General features: G+C 71.9%; 21 protein-coding genes. 8 read left to right on the forward strand and 13 right to left on the reverse strand.

Features of this window, described 5'->3' with window-relative positions; genetic code table 11:
- Positions 1-5 precede the first annotated feature (5 nt).
- The 5 genes from PCA76_RS14500 to PCA76_RS14520 all read right to left on the reverse strand — a co-directional run bounded on the left by PCA76_RS14500 (position 6) and on the right by PCA76_RS14520 (position 3,826).
- The gene (locus PCA76_RS14500) at positions 6-635 is read right to left on the reverse strand and encodes a TetR/AcrR family transcriptional regulator (protein ID WP_272618513.1); all 630 of its coding nucleotides are present in this window, start codon (positions 633-635) and stop codon (positions 6-8) included.
- Between the two features lie 137 nt (positions 636-772).
- Positions 773-1,288, reverse strand: a complete 516-nt coding sequence (locus PCA76_RS14505) for a Gmad2 immunoglobulin-like domain-containing protein (RefSeq protein WP_272619382.1) — start codon at positions 1,286-1,288, stop codon at positions 773-775.
- The gene (locus tag PCA76_RS14510; RefSeq protein ID WP_272619836.1) at positions 1,285-1,680 is read right to left on the reverse strand and encodes a hypothetical protein; all 396 of its coding nucleotides are present in this window, start codon (positions 1,678-1,680) and stop codon (positions 1,285-1,287) included. The genes PCA76_RS14505 and PCA76_RS14510 overlap by 4 nt, the downstream gene beginning before the upstream one ends.
- Positions 1,677-3,131, reverse strand: coding sequence for a sensor histidine kinase (locus tag PCA76_RS14515; RefSeq protein WP_272618515.1), 1,455 nt, complete (start codon positions 3,129-3,131; stop codon positions 1,677-1,679). The genes PCA76_RS14510 and PCA76_RS14515 overlap by 4 nt, the downstream gene beginning before the upstream one ends.
- 14 nt (positions 3,132-3,145) lie before the next feature.
- Complete coding sequence (locus tag PCA76_RS14520) at positions 3,146-3,826, reverse strand: response regulator transcription factor (protein ID WP_272618517.1); 681 nt, start codon at positions 3,824-3,826, stop codon at positions 3,146-3,148.
- A 183-nt stretch (positions 3,827-4,009) separates the two neighbouring features.
- On the opposite strand from PCA76_RS14520, the gene PCA76_RS14525 reads away from it, so the two are divergent.
- Positions 4,010-4,366 carry an L-rhamnose mutarotase gene (locus PCA76_RS14525; RefSeq protein WP_272618519.1) on the forward strand — a complete coding sequence of 119 codons (357 nt, stop codon included), beginning with the start codon at positions 4,010-4,012 and terminating at the stop codon, positions 4,364-4,366.
- A gap of 55 nt (positions 4,367-4,421) precedes the next feature.
- On the opposite strand, the gene PCA76_RS14530 is transcribed toward PCA76_RS14525, so the two are convergent.
- Complete coding sequence (locus PCA76_RS14530; RefSeq protein WP_272618521.1) at positions 4,422-4,991, reverse strand: AMIN-like domain-containing (lipo)protein; 570 nt, start codon at positions 4,989-4,991, stop codon at positions 4,422-4,424.
- 278 nt (positions 4,992-5,269) lie between these two features.
- Here PCA76_RS14530 and PCA76_RS14535 point away from each other — a divergent pair, with 278 nt between their 5' ends.
- Both PCA76_RS14535 and PCA76_RS14540 read left to right on the forward strand, forming a co-directional pair.
- Entirely contained in the window at positions 5,270-6,409 is a 1,140-nt protein-coding gene (locus PCA76_RS14535; protein WP_442930262.1) for a snapalysin family zinc-dependent metalloprotease, read from the forward strand.
- Positions 6,410-6,532: 123 nt separating this feature from the next.
- Positions 6,533-7,168, forward strand: a complete 636-nt coding sequence (locus tag PCA76_RS14540; protein WP_272618525.1) for a hypothetical protein — start codon at positions 6,533-6,535, stop codon at positions 7,166-7,168.
- Between the two features lie 10 nt (positions 7,169-7,178).
- On the opposite strand, the gene PCA76_RS14545 is transcribed toward PCA76_RS14540, so the two are convergent.
- The gene (locus PCA76_RS14545) at positions 7,179-8,024 is read right to left on the reverse strand and encodes a DUF3152 domain-containing protein (RefSeq protein WP_272618527.1); all 846 of its coding nucleotides are present in this window, start codon (positions 8,022-8,024) and stop codon (positions 7,179-7,181) included.
- 137 nt (positions 8,025-8,161) lie between these two features.
- Here PCA76_RS14545 and PCA76_RS14550 point away from each other — a divergent pair, with 137 nt between their 5' ends.
- Both PCA76_RS14550 and PCA76_RS14555 read left to right on the forward strand, forming a co-directional pair.
- Positions 8,162-8,662 carry a SigE family RNA polymerase sigma factor gene (locus PCA76_RS14550; RefSeq protein ID WP_272618528.1) on the forward strand — a complete coding sequence of 167 codons (501 nt, stop codon included), beginning with the start codon at positions 8,162-8,164 and terminating at the stop codon, positions 8,660-8,662.
- Entirely contained in the window at positions 8,659-9,411 is a 753-nt protein-coding gene (locus PCA76_RS14555; protein ID WP_272618531.1) for a hypothetical protein, read from the forward strand. Before PCA76_RS14550 ends, PCA76_RS14555 begins: the two co-directional genes overlap by 4 nt.
- A gap of 44 nt (positions 9,412-9,455) precedes the next feature.
- Here PCA76_RS14555 and PCA76_RS14560 read toward each other — a convergent pair whose 3' ends face one another.
- Complete coding sequence (locus PCA76_RS14560) at positions 9,456-12,233, reverse strand: ATP-binding protein (protein WP_272618533.1); 2,778 nt, start codon at positions 12,231-12,233, stop codon at positions 9,456-9,458.
- 202 nt (positions 12,234-12,435) lie between these two features.
- Here PCA76_RS14560 and PCA76_RS14565 point away from each other — a divergent pair, with 202 nt between their 5' ends.
- Positions 12,436-14,193, forward strand: coding sequence for a M28 family peptidase (locus PCA76_RS14565; RefSeq protein ID WP_272618535.1), 1,758 nt, complete (start codon positions 12,436-12,438; stop codon positions 14,191-14,193).
- A 168-nt stretch (positions 14,194-14,361) separates the two neighbouring features.
- Here the strand turns inward: PCA76_RS14565 and PCA76_RS14570 are convergent, their stop codons facing one another.
- Entirely contained in the window at positions 14,362-15,060 is a 699-nt protein-coding gene (locus PCA76_RS14570; protein ID WP_272618536.1) for an SDR family oxidoreductase, read from the reverse strand.
- Between the two features lie 162 nt (positions 15,061-15,222).
- Between PCA76_RS14570 and htpG the strand changes: the two genes are divergently transcribed.
- The gene (gene htpG, locus PCA76_RS14575) at positions 15,223-17,139 is read left to right on the forward strand and encodes a molecular chaperone HtpG (RefSeq protein WP_272618538.1); all 1,917 of its coding nucleotides are present in this window, start codon (positions 15,223-15,225) and stop codon (positions 17,137-17,139) included.
- 54 nt (positions 17,140-17,193) lie between these two features.
- Here the strand turns inward: htpG and PCA76_RS14580 are convergent, their stop codons facing one another.
- Complete coding sequence (locus PCA76_RS14580; RefSeq protein WP_272618540.1) at positions 17,194-20,016, reverse strand: AfsR/SARP family transcriptional regulator; 2,823 nt, start codon at positions 20,014-20,016, stop codon at positions 17,194-17,196.
- Between the two features lie 184 nt (positions 20,017-20,200).
- On the opposite strand from PCA76_RS14580, the gene PCA76_RS14585 reads away from it, so the two are divergent.
- Positions 20,201-20,605 (forward strand): peptidase inhibitor family I36 protein, encoded by a 405-nt coding sequence (locus PCA76_RS14585; protein ID WP_272618542.1) that lies wholly within the window; start codon positions 20,201-20,203, stop codon positions 20,603-20,605.
- 95 nt (positions 20,606-20,700) lie between these two features.
- Here the strand turns inward: PCA76_RS14585 and PCA76_RS14590 are convergent, their stop codons facing one another.
- The 3 genes from PCA76_RS14590 to PCA76_RS14600 form a co-directional block, all read right to left on the reverse strand.
- Positions 20,701-21,189: a peptidoglycan-binding domain-containing protein gene (locus PCA76_RS14590; protein WP_272618544.1), complete on the reverse strand. Its 489-nt coding sequence runs from the start codon at positions 21,187-21,189 to the stop codon at positions 20,701-20,703.
- A gap of 98 nt (positions 21,190-21,287) precedes the next feature.
- Positions 21,288-21,980 (reverse strand): nitroreductase family protein, encoded by a 693-nt coding sequence (locus PCA76_RS14595; RefSeq protein WP_272618546.1) that lies wholly within the window; start codon positions 21,978-21,980, stop codon positions 21,288-21,290.
- Complete coding sequence (locus tag PCA76_RS14600; RefSeq protein ID WP_272618548.1) at positions 21,977-22,312, reverse strand: ArsR/SmtB family transcription factor; 336 nt, start codon at positions 22,310-22,312, stop codon at positions 21,977-21,979. The genes PCA76_RS14595 and PCA76_RS14600 overlap by 4 nt, the downstream gene beginning before the upstream one ends.
- Positions 22,313-22,319 lie beyond the last annotated feature (7 nt).

The raw sequence follows: 22,319 nt of genomic DNA on the forward strand, positions 1-22,319 counted from the left end.
ATGAATCAGGCCTGTGTCGGGCCGTCGGGCTGGTAGCGGAGTACCGGGATCAGCACCTGGTCGACGACCTGGGTGAGGAACGCGTCATCGGCGGGTAGGCCGTGCGCGACGATGCGGGACATGGTGAGCGCGGGCGCCAGGTCGTGGAACAACTCCCGTTCGCCGGCCTCCGGCGGGATCTCCCCGCGGGAGGCGGCACGGATCAGGATGGCGGTGCTGGCCACCCGCCCGGCTGGCAGCACCTGGTGGCGTACCAGGCGTTCCAGCTCGGGGTTGGTCCGCATGGCGAAGGTCAACGCCTGCATCAGGTCGCTGTCGGCCACACAGATCGCGGCCGTGGCGCGCAGCAACTCGATCAGGTCGCCGCGCAGGGAGCCGGTGTCGGGCGGGCTGTGCACACCCACCTGCCGACCGCGCAGGGCGGCGACAACCAGCTCCGCCTTACCGTCCCAGCGCCGGTAGATGGTGGCCTTGCTGACGTGGGCGCGAGCGGCGACGGCGTCGATCGTCATCCTGTCGAAGCCGACCTCGCGCACCAGGTCGATGACCACGGCGAACAGGTCGCTGTCGGTGCATCGCGGGCCCCGGGCCGCCGGCACCCCGGCACCCGCACCCACCTGCTGACCACCCAGCACCCGAACCCCCCTTGAAACGACGCCGTACTGACACTAGTTCGCGGTTGTCCGAACGCGCAGGTTTTCGTGAGTTGCGTCGCACTGAGTCGGCGAAACGATTGCGTTTCCCTGCGGAGTCCGGCGGGTGAACGCGGTGGTCAGCCGCCGGGCGCGAGGACCACCGGCACGGCCATCGTGTTGATCCGCGAGCCGTCGCGGGCGGACACTTCGTACACCTCGACCGTGCCCTTCTGCTCCCGCGCCGTGCGCCAACCGACCACCACCCGGTAGCCGCCCCGACAACCGCTGCCGCAACTGGCGGTGCCGAATCCGGTGGCCACCTCCCGGCCGGCGGCGTCCAGCACCCGGACGCTCACGGTGGCCTCGAACACGGTGGCGGTGCCGGTGACCACGAGCGGGGCGGAGACGCGCTCACCGGGAATCGGGCCGGTGACCACGATCGGCGGCAGCAGGTCCGCGAAGTCCGTCCGGTCGACCGGGGCGGCGTCCTCGACGCGGACCTGACGCACGGTGGGGAACTGGGTGAGCGTCCACACCACCTGCGCCTCGCGGAGCCGCCGCTGCGCCGGGTCGTCGGCCGACGGAACCCGCAGCGTCGCCATGCCGTCGGTGATCCGGGTGACCTCGACGCCGGCCGGGACGAGCGTGGTCAGCCCGGTGGCGGCCTCGGCCGGCGTGGGTCCGCGGCCAGCTCGGTCAGCGCCAGCCGGGACGTCGCCACGGTGGCCGGCCGAGCCCGCCTGGTCGGAACGATCTGCCCGGCGCGGACGAACCACAGCTCGATGGCCACGGTGTCACGGGTCGTGGTGCTGGCCGGCGCAGGTGAGGTGGTCGTGGGTGACCGGGGTGGGTCCGCTGGCGGGGTCGGGTCGGCACGTTCCGTCGGTGCGGGGCCCGACGACGTGGGGCTGGGCGGTGCCGCGCTCGACGGCACCGCCGTGGGCGCCGGGCCGAGCGCGCCCGAGCGCGGGGTGCCGCACCCGCCCACGAGCAGTGCGGTGACGAGCACCGACGCGGTCACCCTGACGGCGCCTCGCCGGCTCATCGCACACCGCCCGCCGCTGTGCCGGCCCCGGAGTGCCGCTCCTCGTCGTCGTCGCCCGGTGGCGGTGGCGCGGCCGGACCGTGCGCCGGCAGTTCCAGCCGGAAACGGGCGCCGACGCCGGGTCCGCTGCGCACGCTCAGCACCCCGCCAAGCAGGGCGGTGTGCTCGCGGGCGATGGCCAGCCCGAGCCCACTGCCCGGCGCCGAGCGAGACGGGTCGACCTTGTGGAACCGGTCGAACACGCGTGGCAGGTGCTCCGCCGCAATGCCCGGCCCCTGATCGGTGACCTCGAAGACGACCAGCGGGCCCGCCCCGGTCACGGTGGCCCGGATCTCGCCGCCGCCGTGCTCGATCGCGTTGGCGACCAGGTTCGCCAGCACGCGCTCCAGCCGACGAGGATCGGTGCGCAGAGTGACCGGCTCGCCGCTGACCCGTACCCGCTCCGACCAACCGCGCGCGGCGAGGATCCCGTGCAGCAGCGCCGACGCGTCGACAGGCCCGATGGCCGGCTGCTCCTGCCCGGCGTCCAGCCGGGAGATCTCCATCAGGTCCTCGACCAGCCGGCGCAGCCGGACCACGTCACCAACCAACAACCGGGCGGCCGGCCGGGCATCGTCGGGCAACTGGTCGAGGTGCTCGCGCAGCAGCGACGCCGCGGCCACCAGCGCCGTCACCGGGGTACGCAGCTCGTGCGCGACATCGGCGGTGAACCGCCGCTCGCGGGCCTGCGCGGCCGACAGTGCCGCGATCTTCGACTCCAGTGCCTCGGCCATCTCGTTGAACGACGCCGCCCAGACGCTGAACTCGTCGCGCCCGCGTACCGGCAGGCGGGTGGCGAGCAGACCCTCGGTGAGCGCTCGGGCGGCCCGGCTGGCCCGACCCACCGGCTCCAACGTGCGGCGGGCCAGCGCGTGACCCACCCCGGCGGCGAGCAGCACCACGAGCACCCAGCCAGCCACCAGCGCGGTGCGGAGCTGACCCAGGTCGGTGGCGACGTCGTCCTCCACCGTGAGCACGTACAGCTCGGCGGTCGAGCCAGGAATACGGCCGCCGACCACCAGCAGCCGAGGACGTTCCGCCGGTGCGGAGCGCTGGTAGCCGAGCTGTCCATCCGCGACCATGGCCCGCAGCCGGGTGCCCAGCACCGGGGCGTACGCGGGGTGCGAGGGACGACTCGGACCGTCGACGAGCACCACGTGCCGGCCGCTCGCCTCGAAGCTGGTGAGCAACTCGGTGCTGCGCTGCTCGGTCAGCGGCAGGAACTGCCCGGCGACGACGAGTTGGTAGCGGGCGTCGGCGGCCGCCTCGTGCAGCGAAGCGTCCAACCAGGACTGCCGCAGCAGCAGCCCGGTCCCGCCGGCGAGCAGCCCCGCCGAGACGCCGGCGACCAGGACGAACGCGATCGTCAGCCGGCGCCGCAGGCGGCCCGGGGTCACCGCGCGTCCGGCCATCGCCGACCCTCCCGTCAGCCCGTGGACAACTTGTAGCCGGCGCCGCGCACGGTACGCACCAGCCGCGGCTGCGCCGGGTCGTCCTCGATCTTGGCGCGCAGCCGTTGCACCGCCACGTCGACCAGTCGGGAGTCGCCGAGGAAGTCGTGGTTCCAGACCAGGTCCAGCAGCAGTTCCCGGGTGAAGACCTGACCGGGGCGGCGGGCCAGCTCCAGCAACAGGCGGAACTCGGTCGAGGTCAGCGCCACCTCCCGGCCGTGTCGGCGTACCACGAAACTGCCCGGGTCGATCTCCAGGCCGCCGATCTCGATGATCGTCGACGCGACCGGCGCGCTCACCCTGCGCAGCACCGAGCGAACCCGGGCCACCAACTCGGGCAGATCGAAAGGCTTACGCAGGTAGTCGTCCGCGCCGCACTCCAGCCCGACCACCACGTCGATCGTGTCGGTACGCGCGGTCAGCATCAGGATCGGCACCTGACTGGTCCGTCGGATCTCCCGGCAGACCTCCAGGCCGTCCAGACCGGGCAGCATGACGTCGAGCACGATCAGATCGACCGGGCGGGCTCGCCACGTCGCCAGGGCCTGCCGCCCGTCGGCGGCGGTGTCGACCCGGAAGCCGGCGCGGCGCAGACCGAGGGCGGTGACCTCCCGGATGGAGGCGTCGTCCTCGACCACCAGCACGCGGCCCTCCATCACCTGAGGGTAGACCTCCCGCGACGGTGCGCAGTCCTGGCGAAACGGTCGGTGTCGGCGGCCCGGCCGGGCCACCCTCGCCGCCCCACACCAGGCATCCCGCAACCGCGGCGGAGGTGCACTACCTTGCTCTCGACTTGGTCAGCTCACACGAAAGGGCACGACGTGCAACGTCATGGCTGCGTGATCCGACTCCGCCCGGAGCAGCGGGAAACCTACCTCCGGCTGCATGCCGACGTCTGGCCGAGCGTCGAGCAGACGCTACGCGAGGCGAACTTCCGCAACTACACGATCTTTCTTCACGGCGACCTGCTCTTCGGCTACTACGAGTACGTCGGTGACGACTACGACGCCGACCTGCGACGCATCGCCGCGGACCCGCAGACGCAGGAGTGGTGGAAGCTCACCGACCCGTGTCAGGAGTCGATCGCCGAGCCCGGATCCGGGGACTGGTGGGCCCCGATGCGCGAGGTCTGGCACCTGGCCGACGAGACGGTTGGCGAGGCGCTTGACCAGGCCCAGCAGAGCGCGCGAGGCTGAGGTTCGTCCGGCCGGACGGTAACGAACCGTCCGGCCGGACGCGCCGTCGCCCCTGTCACTCCTGCCACTGGTGGGCCACGTCGAGCACGATGCGGCTGTGTGTGCCGGGGCCGGCGAGCACCAACACGCGGAACGGCAACCGGGCCCGTACGCCGACCGCGAAGGTGCTGTAGCCCTCGAAGCTGCCGCCGAAGACGACATCGCGCAGCGTCGAGTAGCGCAGCAGGTTCGCGACGTGCTCGCCGACCGCGTAGGGCACGGTGCCCTGGTGGGCGGCGTCGTACGACGGAGCCCGCAGCGAGACCCGCAGCAGCGCGCCCCCGGCGGTGTACGGCGACAGCGCCAGCCCTTCGCCCTCGGTCCACGTCTCGCCGTAGCCGATCGCGTAACCGTCCACCGGGCCGGCGAACTCGAACACCACCCGGTCGTAGCAGTCGTGACGGCCGGTCCGTACATCGGCCAGCGGGGCATCGCTCAGCGAGCCGGCCGTCTTCTCCGCGCTGCCCCAGGTGATCCCGCAGTACGGCGACCCGGTCGTGGTGCCCGCCGCGGTGCTGCTGCCCGCGCCGGCGACCAGCCCGGCGAGCACGACCGCCAACGCTGTCAGTGCGCTCCTGATCCTCATCGTGGTTTCTCCGTTCGATGGTCGGGGCCACGTCGCGGCGGCGCTGCCGGTGACCCTCTGCCGCTACCGTCGTCCTGCCTCGGCACGGGCACTTCGCTGCGGCGTAACCGCTGAGTAACAGCCGATGGTCTCCCCGGTATGACGCTTCCGCTATGCCGGACATCGACCGTCATCGTTCTAGCATTCACGTAGATCAATGACCGGTGGCCGATGGTCGCCGGACGACCGCAGGGGAGTGCGTGATGTTCCGACGACAACTGAGACGTATGGCGCTGGCCATGCTGGTGGCGACCCTGGCGGCAGCCGGGGTGCAGCTCACCACCGGCGCTCCGGCCGCCGCCGTGCGGACCGTCTACTACGACGCGAGCCGGACCGGCGAGTTCCGCACCAACTTCGACCAGGCGGCACAGATCTGGAACAGCCGGGTCAGCAACGTCCGGCTCCTGGCCGGCACCCCGGCGAGCATCACCATCACCGTCGACGACGGCTGGCCCCGGGCCCAGCCGACCGGCCTCGGCTCGGGCCGGATCTGGATGGGCCGCACGGCCGTCAACCAGGGGTACGACCGCACCCGGATCGCCACCCACGAAGTCGGTCACATCCTGGGCCTGCCGGACCGGCGCACCGGCCTCTGCACCGACCTGATGTCCGGCAGCAGCGCCCCGGTCTCCTGCCGCAACGCGAACCCCAGCTCGGCTGAGTCCAGCCGCGTGAACTCGCTGTTCGCCGGAAGCCTGGCCGCACCCGCCAGCACGACGTACACCTGGAACGACGACGGGGTCATCGGGCCGACGGTGGTCGGCGGCCGGGCGGCCACCGAGAACTACCCCTTCATGGTGTACGTCTCCGGCTGCACCGGCACCCTGATCAAGGGCAACTGGGCGGTCACCGCCAAGCACTGCTCTACGCCGTCCTCGGTGCGGGTGGGCAGCGTCAACCGCACCAGCGGCGGGACCGTGGTCCAGGTGACCCGCGCGGTCAACCACCCGAGTGTCGACGTCAAGCTGCTGCAACTGGCCAGTTCGGTCGCTTACGCCCCGGCCCCGATTCCCACCACCTCTGGCGCAGTCGGCACCGCCACCCGGATCATCGGCTGGGGTCAGACCTGCGCGCGCCCGGGCTGCGGGTCGGCCCCGGCGGTGGCCAACGAACTGGACACGTCCATCGTGGCCGACAGCCGGTGCTCCGGCATCAACGGCCCGTACGAGATCTGCACCAACAACACCAACGGCACCTCCGGCGCCTGCTACGGCGACTCGGGTGGGCCGCAGGTGCGCCGTGTCAACGGAGTGTGGAACCTGATCGGCGCGACCAGCCGGGCCGGCAACAACAACTCCACCTGCGCCACCGGCCCGTCCATCTACGTCGACCTGCCGTCGATCCGATCCTGGATCTCCACCCAGGTCGGCGGCATCTGACCAGAAGGGACAACACCGGCGGGGACGTGCGCAGGGCACGTCCCCGCCCGGGCGCGGCTGTGTCACCACGCGCTACCGCACTGCGGTACCGTGCGTGGCATATCGACACATCCGAGGTGGTCCATGCCTGCCGTCGTCGCCCTCCTGCTGACCCTCGCCCTCGCGCCCACGCCGTCCCCATCGGCCACCTCGGGCCCGGTCGGTGACCTCCTCGGTGGCATCGGCCAGGTCGTCGACGACCTGCTGGGGGTCGGTGGCACACGGAGCGCGGCTCCGACGCCGACGGTGACTCCCACCCCGGCGTCCACGCCATCGGCCACCGGCCAACCCGGCCCGGTGGCCCCCATTGCCACCCCCGGGCCCGCTGGGTCGTCGACCGGTGTCCAGGCCCCGGCGGCACCCGATCGCCCCGCCGGTGGCGGAGGCACGGGCGCCCGTGAGGCCGCCGTGCCACGGCGCAACGGTGACGCCCCCGCTCCGGTCGCCCCACCGACGTTGGGCGACCCCGGTCGCGACGGCTGGCCGCCCGCGTACTACCTGCTGGTCGCGGGTGCGCTCGGGGTCCTGGCGCTGCTGCTTCTGCGGCGCCGCCCGGCGGGCCTCGCCGCCGCGCCGACTCCCGCGCCGGCTCCCACTCCCGAGCCGGATCCCGGTCCCGCACCGGACAATGTCAGCCGCCTCCCGACCAACCTCAACGCCATCTACGAATTGGGCCGGCTGGACGAGCGGCTCGACCGGGAGCGTGGCCGCAGAACGTGAGGCATGGTGCTCAACCCGCCAAGTAGGCACCTTCCGGCCCCGGGATCTCGTCGCGGTACGCCCCGACGGGTCCGCTGTAGCGACCCTTGTCATCCGGGTACGGCCAGGCGTTCGCGGTGCAGCCGTGCAGGCCCAGCGTCTGCTGCTGCATCACCGGCGCCGGCCGGCCCCGCCCCGGGCACCGCTCGTGGCCGAACCCGAGCCGGTGCCCCACCTCGTGGGTGACCACGTACTGCCGGTAGGTGGCCAGGCTCGCGCCGTAGCCAGGAACGCCCTTGACCCAGCGCGCCACGTTGAGCACCACCCGGTCGCCGTTGCGACACGAGGTGTAGCCGTCCGGCACGTCCTGGCAGAGCGTGTCGCGGGTGCCGGGGGTCGCCAGGTAGATGGTGAAGTCGGTCGCTTCGTCGGCACCCACCCGCCGCAGCCGCCACATCCCGCCGGCCGTCCACCCGCGTCGGTCGTTCAACGTCGCGGAGACCGCCGTGGCGATGTCGCCCGCCGGCAGGCCCTGGATGTCGCGCTCCACGGCGACCCGGTACCGCAGCAACCGACCCCCGGTCGCGCGTCCGGGTGCGGCCTCGGCGGGCGCCACTGACCAGCGGTTGCCGCCGGTCCGGGGGTAACTGATCGGGATCGCCGGCACGGAACTGGACGCGACCTCGGCGTTCCCGGCGACTCCGGTCGGCCGACCGGACGTGGTCGCTGCGGGAGGCGCGTCGGGCGACGGTCCGGCTGTGCCGGGATCGGTCGGAGGTTGCCCGGCGGCTGGCAGCCCGCATCCGGTGAGCAGCGCCACCGCCAGCAGCAAGGCCGCTGAGGCGGAACGCCGCCGGCGAGTAACCTTCGTCGACATGTCTCTCCCCTCGTGCGTCGCTCGGTGGCGGCGCGGAGGAGAGGACGGGTGACCGAGCCGAAAAGTTGATGTGACCAGGGCTCAACCTTTTGCCGTCCTCGCCCGTCCTTGACGCTGTGGAACGGGGAGGGTGCACGGTGGCGCGCGGTGACGCGGAGTTCGTCGAGTTCGCGCGGGCGGCGTCCGCGCGACTGGTGCATGCCGCGTTCCTGATGACCGGCGACCACCACCAGGCCGAGGACGCCGCACAGACCGCCCTGGTCCGCACCTACGCGTCGTGGTCCCGGATCCACGACGACGACGCCTACGGGTACGCCCGCCGCACCCTGGTCAACCACCTGGTCGACGGGTGGCGGCGGCCGATGCGGGAGTATCCGACCGAGGAGGTCCCCGAGCAGCGGCGCGGCGACGTGGCCGACGAGGTGGCCACCCGGCGCTGGTTGATCACCATCCTCGGTGCGCTCAGCCCTCGCGAGCGGGCCATCGTCGTGCTGCGCTACTACTTCGACCTGCCGGAGTCGCAGGTGGCCCGGGAACTCGCCGTATCCGTGGGCACGGTCAAGAGCACCAGCTCGCGAGCCCTGGAAAAGCTGCGCACCGTCGCTCCAGGGACGGTCGACAAGGAGGCGCACCGATGAGCGAGCTGGACCGGCTCCGCCACGCCATGCGGGCGACCGAGCGCCCCGACGCCACGCTCGACCTGGCCACCGTCATGCGCGAGGGGCGGCGGTTGCGTACCCGTCGACGGGTCGCCGGAGCCGGGGCGGCGACGCTCGCGGTCGGGCTGGCCGCCGTCGTGGTGGCGGTCGGCGTCCGGCCAGGTGATCCTTCGACGGACGAGCGTCCACCCCCGGTCGCCGTCGCTCCGCCAACGGCCGGTGCCTCGCCCACGGCGCCGAAGTCGCTGCGGCCTACGTCACCGCCGGGGACGACCCACGACGTGACGCCCCCGAAGCCCCAGGGTCAGGTGATCGACAGCGGGGTGCGGCACGGCACCGACCAGCGGGTGTACTACATCGTCGGGGTGTCGGTGCCCGGCCAGCCCACAGTGACCATCGGGCTGGCCGCCGGTCGCCGCGCCCCGGACGGCACGCTGACCACGGACATCCTGGTCAACGCCGTCGAGGGGGCTGACCGCGGTCCCGGGTTCCACGAGATCGGCTACGACCAGCGCTCATCGGCCGCGCCGGTGCCCACCTTCGGCTACTTCGTCGGCCCCGCCCAGCGGATCATCGGCACCGTGGACGGTCGGAAGGTCGATGCCCAGCTGGCCCGATGGAGTGTCGACAAGAAGGTGGTGATCTTCTGGTTCGACCCAGCCGAGTTGACCCCGGGGGAGCGGCTCGACGGCATCGTCGCCAACAACGGCAGCGGCCGCCGACTCTGACGAGCGGGCGGCTGATCACTCAGGCTTGGTCGGCCACTGGTCGTTCAGGCAGGGTCGGCCAGCTGGCGCTCGATGGTCACGGTCGTCCCCTCAGCGGTGGAGACCAGCCGTACGTCGCCGTAGGCGTTCATCAGCAGCGCACCGCGTCCCCGGTCCATGGCCGGTCGGCGGTCCCGCCAGGTGCCGAAGTCCCGTACCGAGATCCGGATCAGGCCACCGCCCACCTGGACCCGCAGGTGCACCTCCGGGCGGCTGGGCCGCTGCGCGTGCTCGACGGCGTTGTTCATCGCCTCGGACGCGGCGAGTAGCAGATCCTCCAGCAGATCCGGGTCGAGGTCGCCCAGCGTCAGCCGGACATCCCGCCGCATCGCCGCCGCCGAGGTGGGTGCGGAGGGGTACGTCCATCCGGCGTCCAGGATGTCTCCCAATCCGTCCGGGTCGGCCACGGTCTCCGCGACCACGGACGCGTCGCCGACGGGCTCGACCGCCGAAGCCGGCGCGACGGCGGTGACCGCGGCGGGTCGCGCCGACGCCGCTGCGACGTTGACCGCCGGTGAGGTGGCATCGGCGGCCGGGTCGCTGCGGTCGCGGGCCCGCCGGATGGCGGCCCGGATCCGGGCGATCAGGTCGGCCGCCGCGAACGGCTTCACCAGGTAGTCGTCGGCGCCCAGGCTCAGGCCCTCCACGCTGGCCTCCCCACCGGCGCGGGCGGAGAGCACCAGCACCGGCAGCACCCGCGTCGCCGGGTCCGCGCGCAGCCGGCGTACCAGGTCGAAGCCGTCCAGCACCGGCATCATCACGTCGGTGAGGACCAGGTCCGGCAGGTCCCGGCGGATCTCGTCGAGGGCCTGCCGGCCGTCGGTGACGGCCCGCACCCGCCAGCCCTGCCCGGTGAGCAGTCGGCTGAGGTACGCCCGCATGTCGGTGTTGTCGTCGGCGACCAGGATTCGTGCCCCGGACAGCTCATCCCTGGCCAGCGCGGACGCGCGGTCGGGCTCGGTCAGGCTGCCGCCCGGCTCGGTGAGCCAGCCCATCGCCTCCTCGACAGCGGCGCGGGCCGCGTCTCCCCGCCCGTCCGGCGACGGCCCGGTCACCGCCGTGCGGCGCGCCGCCGACCAGGACAGCGCCACGGTGAACGTGGTGCCGACGCCCACTCGGCTCGCCACCCGGACCTCCCCGCCCTCCAGGCGGGCCAACTCGTGCACCAGCGCCAGGCCGATGCCCGTGCCCTCGTGGCTGCGCGAGCGGGCGCCCCGCACCCGGTGGAAGCGTTCGAAGAGTTTCGGCAGGTCCCGTTCGGCGATGCCGATGCCGGTGTCCGCGACGGTGAGGCGTACCTCCTCGTCGTCGGCGTCCAGGGTGACCCGGATGCGGCCGATGAACGTGTACTTGAGGGCGTTGGACAGCAGGTTCGTGACGATGCGTTCCCAGTTGACCGGGTCGACAGTGACCGGCCGGGGCAGCGGCGGGCAGATCACCTCGAGAGTCAGCCCGGCCCGCTCGACGGCGGCCCGGAACACGCCGGCGAGCTCGGCCGTGAGCGCGGCCAGGTCGACCACGCGGGCGTCGCTGCGGGCCCGCCCGGCCTCCAGGCTGGAGAAGGTGAGCAGGCTGTTGACCAGGGTTAACAGCCGGGTGGCGTTCCGCCAGGCGGCCTCCATCCGTTCCCGCTGCACCGGTGCCAACGGCGCGGTGGCGTCGGCGAGGGCGTCGGTCAGCGGGCCGAGGATGAGAGTCAACGGGGTGCGGAACTCGTGGCTGACGTTGGCGAAGAAGTCGGTCTTCACCCGGTCCAGTTCGGCCAACGCCTCGACCCGGCGGCGCTCCTCCTCGTACTCCTGGGCGTTGCGCAGCGCCATGGAGATCTGCTGGGCCAGGAGTTGGTCGAAGGCCCGGTACGCCTCGTCGAGCCCTCGGCTGGGGCTGACCCCCGCCAGTAGGACGCCAAGCGGTTGATTCTCGTCGCCCGAGGGCAGCGGCAGCGCCAGCGCGGTGCGGACCAGGTCGTCCCACGGGCCGGCGGGCAGTGGCAGCCGGTCGGCGACGTCGGTCACCTGGGCGGGCCGACCCTCGGCGGCGTCCGGCAGCCCCCAGGCGTACGCGGCCGGGCCCGGGTCGCCCAGCTCGACGGTGTGCGGCAGTGCTCCCGCGTGCCCCTGGTCGCCGCCGGTGCAGGCGACCCGCCGCAGCACCGCGCCGTCGCGCAGGTAGATGGCGGCGAACGGCACGTCCAGCGGATGGCCCACGATCACGTCGATCAGCCGGGCGCCGGTGGCGTCCACGTCGACGGTGCGACCGTCGCCGAGAACGGACAGGTCGCGCAGCAGGCGCAGTCGGCGTTCGCCGACCACCTGCTCGGTGACCTCACTGCACACGGCGAGTACGCCGACGGTGCGACCGTCGTCGTCGCGGGCCGGGGCGTGCGAGACGCTGAAGTATGCCTCCTCGCGGTAGCCGGTCCGCTCCAGCAGCAGCCGTAGGGCGGGGACCCAGCTGGCCACCCCGGTCGCCATGGCCTGCTGGATCAGCGGGGCCAGCACGTCCCAGCCCTCCGCCAGAGTCACCCGCACGTCGGCACCGAGTGCGGCCGGGTGCTTGTCGCCGATCAGCGCGGAGTATGCGTCGTTGTAGAGCTGGGAGAAGCTTTCACCCCAGAGCAGCAGCATGGGGTACCGGGAGGAGAGCACCACCCGGACCGCGGCGCACAGGCTCTGCGACCATCCGGTCACCGGACCGAGCGGCGTACGGGCCCAGTCGAGTTCCGCCATCAGCCGGCCGGTGTCGCCGCCGCCGCTGAACAGGTTGGCGCTGGGTGGTGTCACGCTCGACCCGGCCCCATCGCAAGCCCCCGTTCCGGGCCCGATGACCCCTGCTGCATTACCTACCCATCCTGACACCTCTACTCACCTGTGCCGCCGCCGGTACCCACCGTCGAACCGGTGATGGTTCAGGACGAACGACTGATGCTCAAGACATTGATATCTGTAAGTCTCGCGGGTATCTCTCCAACCCCGAGGAGCCCCCATGAGAGGCAGAACGCTGAGCGCGGGAATCGCGCTCGTCGTGTTCGCCGGAACGACGGTGACGCTGGCCGCCCAGCCGGTGACCGCGTCGCCCAGGACCGCAACGACGATGGCCCGGCCGATCGCCGCGACCGCCGCCGCGCTCGCAGCACCCGACATCTCCGTCAGCAACGTCCAGGCGCACCTGACGCAGTTCAACTCCATCGCCACCAGCAACGGCGGCAACCGGCGGGCCGGCTCGGCCGGCTACACCGCCTCGCTCACCTACGTCAAGACGAGGCTCCAGGCGGCTGGCTACACCGTCAGCGAGCAGAACTGCTCCAGCTGCACGTACCCCTCGAACAACCTCATCGCCGAGTGGCCCGGCGGCCCGGCCGACCAGGTGGTCATGTTCGGCTCCCACCTGGACGGCGTCTCGGCCGGCCCGGGGATCAACGACAACGCGTCCGGGTCGTCCACCCTGCTGGAGAACGCGCTGGTCCTGGCCGCGCAGAACCCGACCATGACCAAGCGGGTCCGGTTCGCCTGGTGGACCGACGAGGAGCAGGGGCTCAACGGCTCCCGGTTCTACGTCAACTCGCTCAACGCCACCCAGCGCGGCTACATCAAGGGCTACTACAACTTCGACATGGTCGGCTCGACCAACGGTGGCTACTTCATCAACCGGGTCACCTCCACCACGGCCGCGCCGCTGAAGGCGTACTGGGACTCGCTCGGGCTGCAACCGGAGGAGAACGTCGAGGGCCAGGGCCGCTCCGACGACTACTACTTCCAGCAGGCCGGCATCCCCACCTCGGGGTACGCCGCGGGTGCCAGCGCCCGCAAGACCAGCGCCCAGGCGGCCAAGTGGGGCGGCACCGCGAACTCCGCCTACGACCCCTGCTACCACCGTGCCTGCGACACCACCGCGAATGTCAGCGCCACCGTGCTGAACCGGTCCGCCGACGGTGTCGCGTACGCCCTGTGGGAGCTCGCCGTGGGCGGGGGCACCCCAACCAACGACTTCTCCGTCGCGCTCAACCCCACCACCCGTTCCGTCGCTCGGGGCGCCAGCACCACCGCGACGGTCGTCACCGCGACCACCGCCGGCTCGGCGCAGACGGTCAGCCTCTCCGCCTCCGGAGCGCCCAGCGGGGTGACCGTCTCGTTCAGCCCGTCCTCGGTGACCTCCGGCGGCTCGGCCACGATGACGCTGGCCGCGTCGTCCAGCGCGGCGACCGGCACCTTCACCGTGACGGTCACCGGCACCGGCTCGGTCACCCGCACCGCCAGCCTCACGCTCACCGTGACCGGCACCGGCGGCTGTGCCGGCGGCCAGGTGATCGGAAACGGTGGCTTCGAGAGCGGCAGTACGCCGTGGACCGCTTCCTCCGGCGTGATCACCAACGCCAGCGGCCAGCCGGCCCGGACCGGGTCGTACAAGGCGTGGCTCAACGGGTACGGCAGCACCCGCACCGAGACCCTGTCCCAGTCGGTGACCGTGCCGGCCGGCTGCGCCAGCTACACGCTGTCGTTCTGGCTGCACATCGACACCGCTGAGACCACCAGCTCCACGGCGTACGACAAGCTCACCGTGCAGGTGGGCTCGACCACGCTGGCGACGTACTCGAACCTGAACGCCGCCGCCGGCTACGTCCAGCGCACGCTCAACGTGGCCGCGTTCGCCGGTCAGACGGTGACCCTGAAGTTCACCGGCACCGAGGACTCCTCGCTGCAGACGAGCTTCGTGATCGACGACGTGACGCTCCAGGCGAGCTGACCGCGCACGCCGGGTGGAGGCCTGCCCGCAAGCCTCCACCCGGCGGCCATGCCGCCCCCCACCCCCCACCGGCGCCGATCTAGGGCGAACGGTTGTGCACAGAGATCGTCTGACGACGATTCCCCCTAGATCGACGCCGTGATGGGCGGCGCGGGAGAGCGGTGGGGGTTAGGGGAGCTGCGGGTATAGGGCGGTTACGCCGCCGGCTAGGCCGGCTTGGACCTGGCGGCTGGTCTCGTCGGTGACGATCTCGTACGCGTCGGACTCGATGCCGTCCACCCCGATCCGGGCGATCACCGCCGGGTCGGACTTCGGGGCGGTGACCCCGGCGGTCATGTCCGTGTCCATGTAGCCGACGTGCAGGCCGGCGACCCGGACGCCCCGCTCGGCGAGCTGGACGCGCAGCGCGTTGGTCATCGCCCACTCGGCCGACTTCGCGGCGCCGTACGCCCCGACGCCGGGAAAGTTCACCCAGGACAGCGCGGAGAGCACGTTGAGAATCGTCCCTCCGCCGTTGCCGGCGATGATCGGAGCGAACGCCCGGACCATCGACAGGTTGCCGAAGTAGTGGGTCTCCAGCTCCAGCCGGACGAGGTCCAGGTCGCCTTCGAGCAGGTCGGTGCCGGTCTCGATGCCGGCGTTGTTGATCAGGAGGTTCACGTCGCCGGCCAGCTTGGCGGCGGCGGCCACCGAGGCGGGGTCGGTGATGTCGAGGCGTACCGGCGTCACGCCGGGCAGGTCGACGGTGTCCGGGTTGCGGGCGCCGGCGTAGACGGTGGCGCCGCGGGTGAGGAGTTCGGCGGCCAGGTGTCGGCCGAAGCCGCGGTTGGCCCCGGTGACGAGGGCGGTGCTTCCAGCGATCTTCATGGGCGTCACGCTATCCGACCTGGCTTCTGTTAGCCAAAGTCAGCTATGTCACGAGGACGCCGCGCCCGGATCGGGAATACGACCCGGAGGCGGCCACCGCCCAGGCGGTGACGACTCGTATCCTTTCCGCGAACGTCCGCACGAGCCGAGCAGGGAGACGGTGTGAGCAACCAGGCCGAGACGTTGGAGTTCCAGGCCGAGGCGCGTCAGCTCCTCCAGTTGGTGGTCCACTCGATCTATTCGAACAAGGACGTCTTCCTGCGGGAACTCATCTCGAACGCGTCCGACGCGCTGGACAAGCTGAGGCTGGCCACGCTCGTCGACAAGGACCTCGTCGCCGACACCGACGACCTGCACGTCGCACTCGAGGTCGACCGGGACGCCCGCACCCTCACCGTGCGGGACAACGGCGTCGGGATGACCCGCGACGAGGTGGTCCAGCTGATCGGCACCATCGCCAAGTCGGGCACCGCCGAGCTGCTGCGCCAGCTGCGCGAATCCGCCGACGCCCCCGCCAAGCAGGACCTGATCGGCCAGTTCGGTGTCGGCTTCTATGCCGCGTTCATGGTCGCGGACCGGGTCACCCTGCTGACCCGCAAGGCCGGCGAGACCGGCGGCACCCGCTGGGAGTCCACCGGCGAGGGCACGTACTCGATCGAGGGAGTCGACGAGGCGCCGCAGGGCACCACGGTGACCCTGCACCTCAAGCCGGCCGACACCGAGGACAACCTGCACGACTACACCGCCGAGTGGACCATCCGGGAGATCGTCAAGCGATACTCCGACTTCATCGCCTGGCCGATCCGGATGACCGTCGAGCGCCCCGGCGCCGACGGCGAGGCCGCCACCAGCGAGGTGCAGACCCTCAACTCGATGAAGGCGCTCTGGGCGCGGCCCCGCGACGAGGTCGACGCCGCCGAGTACAACGAGTTCTACAAGCACGTCAGCCACGACTGGGCCGACCCGCTCGAGGTCGTGCACATGAAGGGCGAGGGCACCTTCGAGTACGAGGCGCTGCTGTTCCTGCCCAGCCACGCCCCACTGGACCTGTTCTCCCCGCAGGGCCGCCGTGGTGTCCAGCTCTACGTCAAGCGCGTCTTCATCATGGACGACTGCGAGGCCTTGGTCCCGACGTACCTGCGCTTCGTCAAGGGCGTGGTCGACGCCCACGACCTGTCGCTGAACATCTCCCGGGAGATCCTCCAGCAGGACCGGCAGATCCAGATCGTCCGCCGCCGCCTGGTCAAGAAGATCCTCGCCACGGTCAAGGACCTGAAGGCCAACCACGCCGAGCGCTACCGCACCTTCTGGACCGAGTTCGGCGCGGTCGTCAAGGAAGGGCTGATCGACGACACCGACAACCGCGACACCCTGCTGAACATCCTGTCGGTGGCCTCCACCCACGACGCGGCCGAGCCCACCGACCTGGCCGGCTACGTCGCGCGGATGAAGGACGGCCAGAGCGACATCTGGTACGCCACCGGCGACTCCCGGGCCGCCATCGAGAACTCTCCGCACCTGGAGGCGTTCCGGGCCAAGGGCCACGAGGTGTTGCTGCTCACCGACCAGGTCGACGAGGTGTGGGTCGAGCGGGTCGGCGCGTACGACGGTCGGCCGCTGCGCTCGATCGCCAAGGGCGAGATCGACCTGGACACCGACGAGGAGAAGCAGCAGGCCGAGGCCGAGCGCGAGCAGCAGCGACAGGAGTTCGCCGCGCTGCTCGACTGGCTGGGCACCACCCTGACCGACAGTGTCCGGGAGGTCCGCCTGTCATCCCGGCTGACCACCTCACCGGCCTGCGTCGTCGGCGACGCCAACGACCTCACCCCGACCCTGGAGAAGATGTACCGGGCCATGGGTCACGAGGTCCCCCCGACCAAGCGGATCCTGGAGATCAACCCCGGTCACCCGCTGGTGTCCGGGCTGCGCAAGGCCCACGAGCAGGGCAATGACTCCGCAGCGTTGACCGAGACCGCCGAGCTGCTCTACGGCCTGGCAGTGCTCGCCGAGGGCGGTGAGCTGACCGACCCGGCCCGCTTCACCCGGACGCTCGCCGACCGCCTGGCGCGCACCCTGTAGGAGGCGTACCCCTCCGGCCGGCGGGCCGCCCGATCAGCGGGCCCCGCCGGCCGGTCACGGCCCGTCGGCGTCCGTGAGCCGACGACGGATGCGCTCCGCGTCCGGGTGCCCGAGGTCGTCGAGGATGCGCAACGCCGTCCGCCAGCTCCGGGCCGCCTCCGCCGGGTCGCCGGCCTCGGCCTGCGCCTCGGCCAGGTGCCCCAGCGTGTCCGCCTCGTAGTACCGGTCCCGGAACTCCCGGTACAGCTCCACCGCGTGCCGGTACGAGCCGACCGCCTCCGCCGGTCGCCCGGCGCGGTGCTGCGCGTACCCGAGGGTGTCCCAGGTCGGTGCCTGACCCTGGCGGTCGTCGAACTCCCGCAACAGCGCCAAACCCTGCCGACACGCCTCGATCGCGGCGTCGTGCTCATTCAGTTGGGCGCGGTACCACCCGATCGCGTTCAACGCCATCGCCTGCCCGTACCGGTGCCCGGCCATCCGGTACAACGCCAGCGCCACCTCCGCGTGCTCGACCACCTCCGCGCGCCGGCCCTGCCGGTCGGCCATCTCGGCCAGGTCCAGGCAGGTGTGCGCCTGGTTGGCCGGGTCGTCGAGGGCCCGGAACAGCTCCAGTGCCCGCTGGAGCTGACCGGGTGCCTCGTCGAGCTGGCCCAGTCGGGCCTGGGCCCGGGCCAGACTGCGGTGCGCGTGTGCCTGCCCGGCCGGGTCGCCGCTGCGGCGCGCGGCGACCAGCGCCGTACGCTGCACCGCCAGCTGGTCGTGCCAGCCGCCCTGCCGGTCCAGGAAGATGGTCAAACTCCAGGCCAGCTGCCAGGCGTGCCGGTCGAACCCGCTGGCCGCGCACCGCTCGACCAGTGCGATCAGCACCTCACGCTCCCGGGCGAACCACGCCGTCGCCTCGTCGTGGTCGCTGACCTTCTCGGGTCGGACCCCGGCGACGGCCGGCGGCAGCGCTATCGGGTCCCAGTGCGGGTGCAGCAGCACGGCAGCAGCGTGCGCGCTGTGCAGGTAGTGGTCGAAGAGCCGACCCCGCGCCACAGCCCGGTCACCGGCCGGGTCCTGCTCGCCGGAAAGCTCGGCCGCGAAGGCCCGCAGCAGGTCGTGCATCCCGTACCGGTCCGGGCCGCGCTCCAGCACCAGGTGCGCGTCGGCGAGTTCGGCGAACGCCACCCGGACCTCGCGGTGCTCGGCACCGGAGAGACTGGCCCCGGCCGCTGTACTGAGCGTCACGTCCGTGCTGCCGCCGACGAGCCGGAAAAGCCGGGCGGTCGGCCCGGTCAACAGGCGGTACGACCAGGACAGCGCCGTCCGGACGCTGCTGGCGTGGTCGCCCGCGTCCAGTCCGTCGAGCCCACCGTCGGTGCGCAACTGCGCGCCCAGCTCGGCCAGGGAGAGTTGAGGCCGGACCACCGCCCGGGCCGCCACCACGACCAGCGCCAACGGCAGCCGGTCGCAGAGCCCGACCAACTCGCCGACGGCGGCTCGTTCCCTCTCGGCCCGCACCCCGATCCGCGCGTGCAGCAGAGCCTCCGCGTCCGCGGCGGTGAGCAGGTCCAGCACCAGCGGCTCGGCGCCCTCGGTGGCCACCAGGCCGGTCAGCCGGTCCCGGCTCGTCACCAGCACCAGGCAGTGGGCGGACCCGGGCAGCAGCGGCCGGACCTGCGCGGCGTCCCGGGCGTTGTCCAGCAGTACCAGCATCCGTCGGCCGGCCAGCAGGCTGCGGTACAACGCTGTCTGCTCCTGCGGGTCGAACGGCAGCTCCCGGGGCGACACCCCCAGCGCCGCCAGAAAGCCGCGCACCACCTGGTCCGCGCTGCGCACCACGCCGCTGTGGCTGTAGCCCTCCAGGTTGGCGTAGAGCTGCCCATCGGGGAAATGCTCGACCACCTGGTGCGCCCAGTGCACGGCCAGCGCCGTCTTGCCCACCCCGGCCAGCCCGGAGATCACCGCCACCGGCACCGCGCCGGGATGCGCCTCGGCGTTCGTCCGCAGCGCGTTCAGGTGGGCCAGCTCCGCCCCCCGCCCGGCGAAGCCCCGGACGTCCGAGGGCAACTGCGCCGGGACCGGGTGGGCCGGGTCCGGCCGCGCGACGGGTCCGGCTGCGCTGTGCGGCGGGGTGGGTTCGGCGGGGGGTGTCGGCACGGTGATCTCACCGCGCAGGATGGCCTGGTGCAGCTGGCGAAGCTCGGCACTCGGGTCCGCGCCGAGCGCGTCCGCCAACTGATCCCGTAAGCGGGCGTAGTACGCCAGCGCCTGTGCGCTCCGTCCGGCGGCGGCCAGCGCGTGCAGCAGCGCGGCGGCGACCGGTTCGTCGAGCGGGTGGTCGTCGGCGAGCCGGGTCAACGGGTCGATCACGGCCTCCGGCTCACCCCGGCGCAGCAGGCCGCGGGCCCACTGCACGACGGTTTCGGTGTGCCGGCGGTGCCAGTCCTGTCGGACCCGGGCCGCCCACTCGCCGGGCAGTCCGGCCAGCGGCTCGCCGCGCCACAGCGTCATTGCCCGGCGCAGCAGTTCCGCCCGCTCCGGGCCGTCGTCGGCCAGTTCGTCGGCCCGCTGCCGCAGCGCGTCGAAGTGCTGTCCGTCGACCGTCTCCGGCGGTAGGTCCAGCAGGTATCCGCCGGAGCGGCGGACCAGCGCGTCCGGCACCCCTGCGGCGGTCAGCACCCGGCGGATCCGAGCGAGGTAGACGTGCAGGTTGTGCCGGACCCGGGGCGGCGGGGATTCACCCCAGACCCGATCCACCAGGGTTTCCGCGCGAACCGGCCGGCCCACGTCGACCGCCAGCGCGGCGAGGACGGCGCGTTGCCGGGCCGCTCCCGCGTCGATCAGTTGGCCGTCTGCCCACACCTCGACTGGTCCGAGGACCCGAATTTCCATGAACCGCCGCTCGCCCCCGTGCCGCCGGTCGGCCAACCCGGCCGGTACGGCCGGATTGAGGTTCCGGCAGGAATCCGTCGACCTTCCGCGCAGATCATCGTGGGCACAGCGACATCTCTCAATCCGATGTCGGCAATTCGACTCACGGCCGACGCGGTCGTGACGAGACCCGGAGGTCACTTACGTGCGAAGCATTCGGCGAAGGCTCACGTCCGCCCTGGTTGCCACGGTCGCCCTGACCGCCGCGCTCGGTGCCGCTCCGAGCCCGGCCCAGGCTGCCAACTACGCCTGTCCCTCGAACCTGCTCTGCCTCTACGCCGGGACCAACTTCTCCGGTGACGTGTTCTACCTCGACGGTCCGTACAACGGCTGTAACGACGTCACGCTGCCCTCGTACTTCCGCAACAGGACCCAGTCGATCAAGAACAATCGGGCGTCCGGCACCGTCTCCACCTTCTGGGACAACGCCAACGCCACCGGCCTGCTCGGCTACCAGCACGCGTACGGCTACCGGGCGAACCTGGCCTACGACTCGGCGGCGATCGGCGGCACCTGGAACACGCGCATCGAGGCCGTACGGGTGTGCTGAGGGCCGGCGTCGCCGGTGCGGGGGAGGGACCGGAGACGCCACGACGGCGCCGGCCGGAATCCAACGGGGGATTCCGGCCGGCGCCGTCGCGCGGGTCAGCCCGGGTAGTAGCAGACGTTCGGGATCACCGGGCCACCATTCACCCCGAAGATCGCGAAGCCCATGTACGCCCGGGTCTGCGGACCGTACTCGCCGTCCTCGGCGATGTGCGCGTACACGTAGTCCTGGTTGATCCGGCGCTGGGCGGCCCGGACGGCGTTGCGGGTGTTGGTGCCGTACTGGCCGTCGAGCCGCAGGGACTGGGAGTAGCAGTTGTTCAGCGCCTCCTGCAACACCTTCACCGCGCTGTTGGAGTGGCCGTACTCCAGGTAGCAGGTCTTGTTACCGTCCTGCCAGCCGACGGTGGGCACGTGCATGTCGGCGCCACCCGGGTAGCCGCCGACGCGGTAGTAGGTCAGGCTGGTGCACGTGCTGGCCGCCTGCGCGGCGGTTGGCGTGAGCGCGGCGAGTCCGGCGCTGGCCAGCACGGTCAGCAGGACGGCGGCGGCGCTGCGGCGCCCGGTGCGGTTCTGGTGGATCGGCATGATCTCCTCCTGGGCGGGCTTGGCTGCTCGGGTCAACCCGGCATGCCCAGGAGCATCGCGACCGTCGATCTACCGTTTCTTGCTCGAACGTCAATTCGCTACCAGCGGTTCCAGTGGGCGAACGCGTCGGCTTCGGCCCGGGGGCCGGGCTTGAAGTCGGTGCCCAGGGTGTAGGCCACCGGTGTGAGGGCCACCTGCACGACCGTGTCGTAGGGGATGCCGAGCAACTCGGCCATCTCCCGCTCATAGCTGAGATGGCTCGTGGTCCACGCGGTGCCCAGCCCGCGTTCGCGGGCGGCCAGCATGAAGCTCCAGAACGCCGGGATGACGGAACCCCAGGCCCCCGCCTGTCCCCGGACGCTGTCCAACTCGGCGCGTGACTCGACGCGCAGGCAGGGGATGAGCAGCAACGGGACCTCGTGCAGGTGGTCCGCGAGGTGCTGCAGGCTGCCCGCGATCCTGCCCCACTGCTCGGAGGCGAAGTTCATCCGGCTGAAGGCCGGCCCGGTGCCGCCCGATGCCGGTGGTGGCGCCATCAGACCGAGGCGCCACAGTCGGGCGACGGCAGCCCGGGTCTCCTGGTCCTCGACGAAGACGAAGTCCCAGCGCTGCCTGTTGCGGCCGCTGGGTGCCTGAAGCGCGATGCTGAGGCAGTCCTCGATCACGGCACGGGGGACCGGGCGTCGCAGGTCGAGACGCTTGCGGACGGCGCGGGTCGTGCTCAGGACCTCGTCGGCGGACAGGCCCAGCGTGTTCGGCGCGATCTGCCCGGTCGGTCCGGCGTCGGTCATGCGGGCACTCCCACTCGCTCGGGCAGGTCGAGGTTGGCGATGATCCCGGGGAGGAGCCCGGGAAAACGGTCATTGATCTCGTCGGCACGCAGTTCGTGGCGACGGAAACTGCCGTTCGGTGTGACGCGCAGGACGCCGGCGGCCCGCAGCACCTTCAGGTGGTGCGAGAGCGTGGAGATGCTCACCTCGGACAACGCGTCGAACTTTCCGCAGACGACACCACCGGCCTGCGCCAACTGCCGTACGACGCTCAGGCGCACCGGGTCGGCGAGGGCGCCGAGCAACGTGGCCAGGTCGACCGAGGCGAGATCGGGATGATGCAGGGCTCTCATGGACGCC

Origin of the sequence: Micromonospora sp. LH3U1 (genome assembly GCF_028475105.1) — a bacterium.
Lineage (GTDB): Bacteria > Actinomycetota > Actinomycetes > Mycobacteriales > Micromonosporaceae > Micromonospora.